The sequence below is a fragment of the Meiothermus granaticius NBRC 107808 genome (assembly GCF_003574355.1).
Classification (GTDB): Bacteria; Deinococcota; Deinococci; order Deinococcales; family Thermaceae; genus Meiothermus; species Meiothermus granaticius.
The window spans coordinates 19603-29512 of sequence record NZ_QWLB01000040.1; the positions used below are offsets into that span (position 1 = coordinate 19603).

At 65.1% G+C, this 9910-nt stretch carries 7 protein-coding genes; all 7 read left to right on the forward strand.

All coding sequences use genetic code 11. The features are described 5' to 3' along the window. Positions 1 to 48: 48 nt before the first annotated feature. The 7 genes from Mgrana_RS13040 (at position 49) to Mgrana_RS13075 (ending at position 9624) form a co-directional block, all read left to right on the forward strand. Positions 49 to 1017 (forward strand): DNA methyltransferase, encoded by a 969-nt coding sequence (locus tag Mgrana_RS13040; protein WP_119358040.1) that lies wholly within the window; start codon positions 49 to 51, stop codon positions 1015 to 1017. Positions 1018 to 1841: 824 nt separating this feature from the next. Then, positions 1842 to 3242, forward strand: coding sequence for a replication initiator protein A (locus Mgrana_RS13050; protein ID WP_119358042.1), 1401 nt, complete (start codon positions 1842 to 1844; stop codon positions 3240 to 3242). 82 nt (positions 3243 to 3324) lie between these two features. Beyond that, entirely contained in the window at positions 3325 to 4113 is a 789-nt protein-coding gene (locus Mgrana_RS13055) for a DeoR/GlpR family DNA-binding transcription regulator (RefSeq protein ID WP_206075092.1), read from the forward strand. After that, positions 4110 to 5294 carry an L-rhamnose isomerase gene (rhaI, locus tag Mgrana_RS13060; RefSeq protein WP_119358043.1) on the forward strand — a complete coding sequence of 395 codons (1185 nt, stop codon included), beginning with the start codon at positions 4110 to 4112 and terminating at the stop codon, positions 5292 to 5294. The genes Mgrana_RS13055 and rhaI overlap by 4 nt, the downstream gene beginning before the upstream one ends. 91 nt (positions 5295 to 5385) lie before the next feature. Continuing rightward, the gene (locus Mgrana_RS13065; protein ID WP_119358044.1) at positions 5386 to 7470 is read left to right on the forward strand and encodes a bifunctional rhamnulose-1-phosphate aldolase/short-chain dehydrogenase; all 2085 of its coding nucleotides are present in this window, start codon (positions 5386 to 5388) and stop codon (positions 7468 to 7470) included. 2 nt (positions 7471 to 7472) lie between these two features. After that, complete coding sequence (locus Mgrana_RS13070; RefSeq protein ID WP_119358045.1) at positions 7473 to 8951, forward strand: rhamnulokinase; 1479 nt, start codon at positions 7473 to 7475, stop codon at positions 8949 to 8951. A 142-nt stretch (positions 8952 to 9093) separates the two neighbouring features. After that, positions 9094 to 9624, forward strand: a complete 531-nt coding sequence (locus Mgrana_RS13075; RefSeq protein WP_119358046.1) for a DinB family protein — start codon at positions 9094 to 9096, stop codon at positions 9622 to 9624. Positions 9625 to 9910: the final 286 nt, after the last annotated feature.

A 9910-nucleotide genomic window follows, 5' to 3' on the forward strand; every position in this document is an offset into this window, starting at 1 on the left:
TGATTTTTCAGTCGGACGGAAAGCAGGGGAGCGATAAACTTAACAGAAATGAAGCGTTCAGCCTGGGATGTGTACCAAGAGGTCCTGGCCAAGGCTCGGGAGCTGGGTTTGCCTGGGGAAGAGGCGGAGCAAGCCAGGGCCCTCCTTTCCCTTCCCCAGGAGGCCTTCACGACCCTGGCCAAGGAACTCCGTCTGAAGCCCAAGTATCTCCGGCACGATCTGCTCCCTGTAGCCTTTCTGCCGCAGCCCCTCAAGGAAGCCCTAAGGCTTGGACTTCCCCTCCGTCATGCCCACAGGCTGTACCGGCTTCTCAAGAGGGGAGAGATCCGCCTGGAGGAGTTGGAGGGCCGCCCGCCCGAAGCTCTCCGGGGTTTGCCCTACGAGGAGGTGGAGCTAGACCCCATGAGCCCAGTCTGGATCTACCCCAAGGATCCGCGGCCCGAGGCCCTCTCTCCGGCGGTGGCTCGCGCCTTAGTGGTCCTCTATACCCGACCGGGGGAGCTGGTAGTGGACCCCTTGGCGGGCTACGGCACCGTGGTGGAGGCAGCCCTATCCCTGGGGCGTAGGGCCTGGGGCGGGGACATAAGGCCTATGGGCCCTCGAGTCGAACAGGCCGACATCAAGGACCTCTCGAGGCGATTTCGGGAAGAGGCGGCCCTTTTGTTCCTGCACCCGCCTACGTTCCGCTCCTGGCTCCGGGAGGAGGGCTACCGCGAGTCCCCCGAGGAGCGCTACGGGGCCTACGTGGAATACCTGCAAGGGCTCCTGGAGTACGCTCTTCCCGCCCTGCAGCAGGGCGGGCGGCTTATCCTAGCAGCCCAGCCTCGACACTCCCTGAGCTCCACCTCTCAGGCGGCGGGGCGGGATTTCTTCCTCGCGCCCTTTGAGCGGGCCCTGGCGGAGGTGGACCCGGCCCTGAAGCCTATCCACCACCACCAGGCGGTGAGCCGGGAGGGTCGGGGAAGCTGGCACCTCTTCGTAGCGGAGTTTCATGGGAAGCGGGAGAAGGCGAAATAGAAACCCACATGAACTGGTACGAAGAGACCCTGGAGGAGAGAAAGGAGCCCCTTCGCCACACCCCGGATCCTGAGGACTGCCGGCGCCTCAGGGCCGAGAGGCCAGAGCTGGCCCGCCGCTGGGTGGAGATGGAGTATCAGCGAATTTACTCTGTCCAATTTAGTATAAAGCATAATAACCAAGTATTCCGATAGCTCGGGGCGCTTCCTCGGGCCTAGCGGCCGGGTTCAGCAACCTGGGGCAGTAAACCCCCATCTAAGTACATGGCCCTATCGGAACACTTGGCCAGTATCGGAATACTCGGTCAAAACCGACCCCCGGCTATCGGAATACTTGGCGATCTGGAGGCTCAAGGGTTCGGAGGATTGGGGAATAAATTCGATCCCTTGGGCAATCCTCTCCGTTCTCAGCGGAGCCTTTTGGACTATCGGAATACTTGGCCAGTTGGGCCCTTCATGTATCGGGATACTCGACCAGTCGGCCTATGGGGTATCGGAATACTGGGTCATCGGGGTGGGGAGCCTATCGGAATACTTGGCGAAAACCCCACCCGGGATCCTCGGAATACTTGGATCTTTGGCAGACTCGCCCTCGGAATACTCGGTCAAAACCGACCCCGGCTATCGGAATACTTGGCGATTCAGCCCTCTAAACTATCGGAATACTCGGCCAGTTAGTCAAGATAGACCCGTGGCTGAGCCTTCTTTTCATTCCCGCTTGATGTTGTCAATTCATAATTCTTTTAAAATCAAAAAGGTTTCTTAAAACCCTCAACATCAGCCTTGCTGCTCCTGCAACGAGCGTGGTTGCTATAATCGGTCCCAATGGGGACCAATGGGCCGCAAGAGGGGACCGAGATTCGCCGCTTCGACGAGGCGAATGTGGCTCGACTGGGACTCATCAGCATTCAAGAGCGAATCCCCCCTGACTTCACCAGCTGGAGTGTGGAGTTTAGCCTCGAGGGCCGGCGGGCCCGCCTCTCCTGTGTGGCGGTCAGCGAACACGGCGGGGTGCCTCACGGCCTCGATAACGATGTGAGCCTGGCCCTGATCTCGCTGTACCAGGAGGCCGGAAACCCTGAGGATGGCACCATCGTGACCACGGCCTATCGCATCCTCTCGATCATCGGCTGGGATACCAGCGGGCACTACTACCGAGCCCTAAAGGAGAGCCTGGACCGCCTGACCACCGCCACCTTTACTGCGAGCGAGGCCTGGCGCAGCGGCAAGCGATGGACCACGGTAAAGTTTCGTTACATTGACCGATTGGAATACACCAGCGAAGATGACAAGTTGGGCTTTTCCGAGCGCAGCATTCTCAAAATCAAGCTGGCCCGGGAGATCGTGGACTCGATCCGGGCAAAGTACCTCAAACCGCTGGACCTGGGGTTCTTGACCAGCTTAGACCGCCCCCTGACCCGGGCCCTGTACCGCCTGTTGGACGCCCAGCGGGTGAGCCCGGACGGAAATGAGGTGACCCAGTTCCGCACCAACATCATCGAGTGGGCCGATGCCTGCAAGATTGTGGATAAGACCCCGACCCGTGTGCGCCGCACGCTCGAGGGGGCCCACAACGAGCTGGTGGAGCGGGGGTATTTGGCTGGGGTGGAGTACCAGGGGCGGGGGCCCAAGCAGGAGGTGATTTACACCTTTACCCGTCAGCCGGTGGTCTCGGAGGAGGCGCTCGAGGCCGCGGCCCGCCTCACCCGGTATGGGGTGGCCCGGCCGGTAGCCCAGGCTCTGGTCACCACCTATGGCCGCGAGCGGGTAGAGGAGCGTCTGGCCCGCTTTGAGGCTATTTTGGCCGCGGGGTATGCCCCCCGAAACCGGGCGGGCTTTTTGGTGGATGTGGTGCGGGATGAGGAGGGTAAATACGCGGATACCGAGGGGTTTGTCTCTCAGACCCGGCGGCTCGAGGCCGATGCCGTAAAGGCCCGGCGGGCAGCCTCGGCCCGACAGGCCGAGGAACGGCGTCAGCAGCAGGTAGAGGCCGAATGGGAAAGCCTGGATGAAAAGGGGCGGGCCACCAAAGCCATCCGGCTCCTGAGCTTTATCCTGCGCAAACACCTGCCCACCCGCTACTACAGCGGGCTGCTGGAGGCGTTCGAGCAGGGGCGCTTGAACCCCCGAGAGGTCGCCGAGGCGGCGGTGCGGGCCCAGGTGGAGCTGCAACTGGCCCCCTTTGCCCAGGACCTCATGGAGGCCGTGGACCAGGCGGCCGGCTAGCTTTGGCCGGGCCTGGAGGGATTTAGCACAAAAACCGCACAGGCCCTTGTGCGGGTGTGTGTGGGTGTGTTAGGTTTGGCCTGTGATCCTGGAAGCAAGCCCCCTGCCGGGGGAGCGACAGCGGGAGATTCTGCGCCTGGCCTTGCTGGTAGAGACCGTGCGGGTGAGCGAGCTGGCCGAGCGGCTGGGGGTTCATGAGATGACCATCCGGCGCGACCTCGAGGCCCTGGTGGCTCAGGGGCTCCTGGAACGGGTGCACGGGGGGGCCCGGCGCACCCAGAAAACGGGGCTCGAGTCGGCCTATGCCCAGCGGATCGGGCAAAACGCCGAGGCGAAAGGCCGTATCGCGCGCGCGGCGCTGCGCTTGATCTCTGAGGGCGATACCGTGGGGATGGACTCCAGCACCACGGCCCTGGCCTTGGCCGGGGTCCTGGGTACGGTGAAGGCCACCGCGGTGGTCACGGGGCTGGACGCGGCCAATGCGCTGGCGGGGGCCAACGTTCCCTTTCTGCTGGCCGGGGGGAGTTTTCACGCCCTCGCCCGGTCTTTTGTGGGCGGATTGCAGCGTGAGCTGCTCTCGCGGCTGAGGATCGACAAGGTGTTCTTCTCGGCCAAGGCCTGGAGCCCTGCCCAGGGCTTTAGCGATGTGCACCTGCCGGACGTGGAGGCCAAACAGGCCTTGATTGCGGCGGGGCGCTGCGTGATCGCCCTGCTCGACAGCAGCAAGCTCGAGCAGGAGGCGTTTTGCCAGATCGTGCCCACCGCGGGGGTGCAGGTCCTGGTCACCGATCGGGAACCCGGTCGGGCGGTCCGTGAGGCCTTGGAAGAGGCGGATGTACAGGTGATCGTGGCGGAAGGAGAGGCTGCATGAGACCAGAAGAAGTGTTGGAGCGGCTCAAGACCCAGCGGATCGAGACCCCCAGCTGGGGGTATGGTAACTCCGGCACCCGCTTCAAGACCTTCCCCGCCCCAGGCGCGGCTCGGAACGTGTGGGAGAAGATTGAAGACGCCGCCGAGGTTCATCGGCTTACCGGGATCGCCCCCTCGATCGCCCTGCACATTCCCTGGGACCGCACCGAGGATTGGGAGCGGCTCAAGCGCTTTGCGGAAGAGCGGGGCCTGCGGATTGGGGCGATCAACCCCAACCTGTTCCAGGAGGAGGAGTACAAACTGGGGAGCCTGGCCCACCCGGACCGGAAGGTTCGGGACAAGGCCGTCGCGCATGTTCTCGAGTGCATCGAGATCATGCGGGCCACCGGTTCCCGCGACCTCTCGCTGTGGTTGGCCGATGGTACCAACTACGCGGGGCAAGACCATCTGCGGGCCCGCAAGCATCGCCTGCGGGAGGCGCTCGAGCGGGTTTATGCCGCGCTGCCAGCGCATGGGCGGCTGCTCCTGGAGTACAAGTTCTTTGAACCGGGCTTTTACTTCACCGATCTCTCGGACTGGGGTACGGCGTACGCCCACTGCCTGGGCCTGGGGGAGCGCGCCCAGGTGCTCGTAGACCTGGGGCACCACGCCCAGGCCACCAATATCGAGGCCATCGTGGCCTTCCTGCTCGACGAGGGCCGGCTGGGCGGGTTTCACTTCAACGCCCGGCGCTACGCCGATGACGACCTGATCGTAGGAACCACCAACCCCTTCGAGCTGTTCTGCATCTACACCGAGCTGGTCCAGGCGGAGGAGGATCCGGACCCCGAGGTGCGGCGGACCGCGCAGGAGGTGGCCTACATGATTGACCAGTCGCACAACATCGAGCCCAAGCTCGAGGCCATGCTCTACAGCGTGCTCAACTGCCAGGAAGCCTACGCCAAGGCCTTGCTGGTGGACTACGTCGCCCTGCACCAGGCCCAGGCCCAAGGCGCAGTGTTGGAGGCCCACCGCATTCTGATGGAGGGCTTCCGGGCCGATGTGAGGCCGCTGCTCAGGGAGTTTCGAGAGGGGCTGGGTCTTCCCGTAGACCCCATACAAGCCCACCGCAACAGTGGGTATCTGCAGCGGGTTTCGGCCGAGCGGGGCACGGCGTCGGCGGGGGGTGGGTTCCCCAGCTAGAGCCGCGCCCGCCCGGACGACCCTCGAGCCGCGGCCGGCAAAGGTACCGCCGGACCGCTTTGACGCCAATGGCCTGAATAGAGGAGACCCTATGATCAAGGAACCCCCCCTGCCCAACCTCTGGGACGACCAGCACGCCGCTGGGATGAGCGAGCCGGAGCGTTTGCGCTATCGCTCCAACCTGCTGGGCTCGGATAAGCGCATCACCAACTACGGCGGAGGCAATACCTCGGCCAAGGTACGCATGAAGGATCCCCTGACCGGCGCCGAGGTGGAGGTGCTGTGGGTCAAGGGCTCGGGTGGGGATTTGGGCAGCATCGGGCTCGAGGGCTTCGCCACCCTATACCTGGATAAGCTCGAGGGGCTCAAGTCGCTGTACCGGGGCCGCCCGTTCGAAGACGAGATGGTGGGGTACCTGCCGCACTGCACCTTCAACCTCAACCCCCGCGCGGCCAGCATCGATACCCCCCTGCACGCCTACATCCCCTACCGGCACGTGGACCATGTTCACCCCGACGCGATCATCGCTATCGCGGCCAGCCGCGATGGGGAGCGCCTGACCCAGGAGATCTTTGGGGGGAAGCTGGGCTGGCTGCCCTGGCAGCGTCCAGGGTTTGATCTGGGGCTGAAGATCGCCCAGCAGGCCCAAAACCCCGAGTATGTGGGGGTGATCCTGGGGGGGCACGGGCTATTTACCTGGGCGGACACCGCTAAAGCCTGCTACGAGACCACCCTGCAGGTGATCAACCGGGCCACCGCCTGGCTGGAGGAACAGGCCTCGGCCCCCGCGTTTGGTGGACCCCAGCGGGCCGCGCTGGCCCCTCAGCAGCGGCGGGAGATCGCCGCTGCGCTGATGCCGCTGCTTCGGGGCAAGATTGGCCGCGAGGAGCCCAAGATCGGCCACTTCAACGACTCCGAGGCGGTGTTGGAGTTTGTAAACTCCCGGGATCTGGACCGGCTGGCCTCGCTCGGCACGAGCTGCCCCGACCACTTCTTGCGCACCAAAATTCGCCCGCTGGTGCTGAAGTTTGATCCGTCCCAGGGCCTTGGGGGGCTGGTTGCCGGTCTGGATGAGCAGCTTGCCGCCTACCGCGAGATGTACACCGCGTACTACCAGCGCTGCAAGCACCCCGACAGCCCCAGGATGCGCGACCCCAACGCGGTGGTCTATCTGGTCCCGGGGGTGGGGATGATCACGTTCGCCAAGGACAAGGCCACCGCCCGGATCGCGGGGGAGTACTACACCAACGCCATCCAGGTGATGCGGGGGGCTGAGGGGGTCAGCGCGTATGTGGGCTTGGAGGAGCAGGAGGCCTTCGACATCGAGTACTGGCTCTTGGAAGAGGCCAAGCTTCAGCGGATGCCCAAGCCCAAGTCGCTGGCGGGGAAGATCGCCCTGATCACCGGAGGGGCGGGTGGGATTGGCAAGGCCACCGCCGTGCGCTTTCTGGAGGAGGAGGCCTGTGTGGTGCTCACCGATATTGACCCCGCTCGGCTGGAGGAGGTGCAGGGGGAGCTGGCGGAGCGCTACGGTCCCGATCAGGTGCGCACCCTGCGGGCGGACGCCACCCTCGAGGCCGAGGTGGAGGCCTCGATGGCCCATGCCGCGGTGGAGTTTGGCGGGCTGGATATCCTGGTCTCCAACGCCGGGATCGCTTCGGCGGCCCCCATCGAGGAGACCACCCTGGAGATCTGGAACCGCAACATGGACATCCTGGCCAAGGGTTATTTCCTGGTCAGCCGCGAGGCTGTGAAGCTGCTCAAGCGGCAGGGCCTTGGGGGGAGTGTGGTCTTTGTGGCCAGCAAAAACGGCCTGGCGGCCTCTCCCAACGCCGCGGCCTACTGCACCGCCAAGGCCGCTGAGATTCACCTGGCGCGGGTGCTGGCCCTCGAGCTGGCCCCGGACCAGATTCGGGTGAATGTGGTCAACCCCGACGCGGTGTTGCGCGGCTCCAAGATCTGGAGCGGCAAATGGAGCCAGGAGCGGGCGGCCGCCTACAAGATCTCCACCGACGAGCTCGAGGAGCACTACCGCGCCCGCAGCCTGCTCAAGCGCAGCGTTTATCCGGAGGATGTGGCCGAGGCCATTTACTGGTTTGCTTCGGAGCGCTCGGCCAAATCCACCGGCAACATCCTCAACGTGGATGCCGGAAACGCGGTGTCCTTTACCCGCTAGCCATGCCTTCCTATCACCTGGCAATTGATCTGGGGGCCAGTGGGGGGCGGGTGGCGCTGGGCCGCCTCGAGGGGGAGCGGCTCGAGGTGGAGGTTCTGCACCGTTTTCCCAACGGCCCGGTGGAGCTGCCGGGGGGGCTGTACTGGGATGTGCTGGGGCTGTGGCGGGAGGTTGGCCACGGCCTCAGCCTGGCCGCAGAGCGGGCCTCAGGCCCCATCGCCAGCCTAGGGGTAGACAGCTGGGGGGTGGACTTCGCCCTGCTGGACGAGTATGGCCTGCTGATGGATGGGCTGCGCCACTACCGTGACCCCCGCACCGAGGGGCAGATGGAGCGGGCTTTTGCCCGGATGAGCCGGGAGGAGATTTACCGGACCACCGGGCTTCAGTTCATGCCCATCAACAGCCTGTACCAGCTCCTGGCGACCGAGGAGAGGAGCCCTGGGGTGCTGGCGCGGGCCCAACACTTCCTGATGGTTCCGGATCTGCTGCACTACTGGTTGACCGGACGGGCGGTCTGTGAGCGCACCAACGCCTCCACCACCCAGCTTTTTGACCCGACCCAGGGGGACTGGGCCTGGGGGTTGATCCAGGCCATGGGACTGCCCCAGGCGATGCTGGGGCCCCTGGTAGAGCCGGGTAGCCGGTTGGGCCCGCTCCTCCCCCCGTGGGCCTCCCGCTGGGGTCTGAGGGACGCGGAGGTGATTGCCCCCGGCACCCACGACACCGCCAGTGCGGTGGCGGCGATTCCGGCGGAAGGGGAGGGGTGGGCCTATATCAGCAGCGGCACCTGGTCGCTGGTGGGGCTCGAGACCGCCCAACCGCACATCACCCCCCAGACCCTGGCCCTCAACCTGACCAACGAGGCCGGGGTTCACGGGACCACCCGACTGCTGAAAAACGTGATGGGGCTGTGGATCTTGCAGGAGTGCCGCCGGAGCTGGGGCGACCCGGAGTGGCCCCAGCTCTACGCCGAGGCCGAGGCGGTATGCCCCCGGGGCTCGCTGGGGGCGTATATAGACCCCGACCATCCCAGCTTCCTGCATGCCGGCAGCGATATGCCGCAACGGGTGGCCGTCTACTGCGAACGCACCGCTCAGCCACTGCCCCAGGGGCGGGGAGCGGTGGTGCGCTGCGTGCTGGAGAGTCTGGCTCTTAAGTACCGCTGGGTGCTCGAGGGCCTGGAGCGGGTGACCGGACAAACCCTCCATACCCTGCACGTGGTGGGAGGGGGTTCCCAGATCGACCTGCTCAATCGCCTCATCGCTGCGGCGACGGGTCGAGCGGTGATTGCGGGCCCGGTCGAGGCTACCCTGATGGGGAACCTGCTGGTACAGGCTGAGGGCTGCGGGGTGCTCGAGCCTCAGCAGCGGCGCCGGGTGGTGGCGGCCTCGAGCACCCTGCGGCGGTACGCCCCGGAGCATTTCTCGGACTGGATCACTCCTTACATGCGGTTTGCTGAGCTGATCGCGGGCCAGAATTGATGGGGCATGCCCCAGCCCCTGGGCTCGCGCGGCAATCCCGCAGCTGCCACTGTGCCCTTGCCCAGCTCGCGCTCGAGGCGTATGGTTCCGCCGTACTGGCTCGGATGTGGTCTTTGGTCGGCGTCCCGCCTAGAATTGGCCTATGAGCAAGCCTGAAGTTTGGTTGCGCGGTCCCCTGGAGGGGTTTCCCCCTATCCTGATGCCGGTGGCCCAGGCCCTGCTGCAAGCTTCGGAGGACCTGGGGGCTGCTCTGGACCTCACCCCCGAACAGCTTTGGCTGCGGCCCGGTGGGGCCGCCTCGGTGGGGTTTCACCTACAGCACCTGGTGGGCAGCACCGACCGCCTCCTGACCTATGCCGCCGGTGGGCAACTGAGCGAGGAGCAGTTAGGGTTCCTGCGCGGCGAGGGCGAGCCTTCGGGGCATGCAGCCCAGCTCGTGGCACAGGCGCGGGAAGCACTGGAAGGTGCGGTCGAGGGGATAAGGCGCACCCCCGAGACCAGCCTCCTCGAGCCGCGCGAGGTCGGGCGGGCCAGGCTGCCGAGCACGGTGCTCGGACTCCTGTACCACCTCGGTGAACACAGCAGCCGCCATGCCGGGCAGATCATCACCACCGCCAAGGTCGTGCGGGGGCTGGGAGGGTTGGCGAAGGAGCGGATAAACCGGGGCGAGTAGCCCTACAATGCGGCGGGTGAAGGGTGACAACTCCTCAGACTGGAAGTCCGAGGCTTCTCGGTTCTTACAGAAACCTTCTGATTCCTCCCCGCATTTCAATGCGGGTAGGAAGCGAAGGTATCCGCGTAGCGGACGGCACAGTGTGCGGCTTGGGAAGCTGGGCAAAGCCCAGTGCGTAATCGGCAAACTGATTTGTGGCACAATACCCTCATACACAGAGCAGAAACCGTCGTGCTCAAGCTGCGCAACCCCGGAGCAGGCAAGCGGCGCTGGCTCGACCAGACCG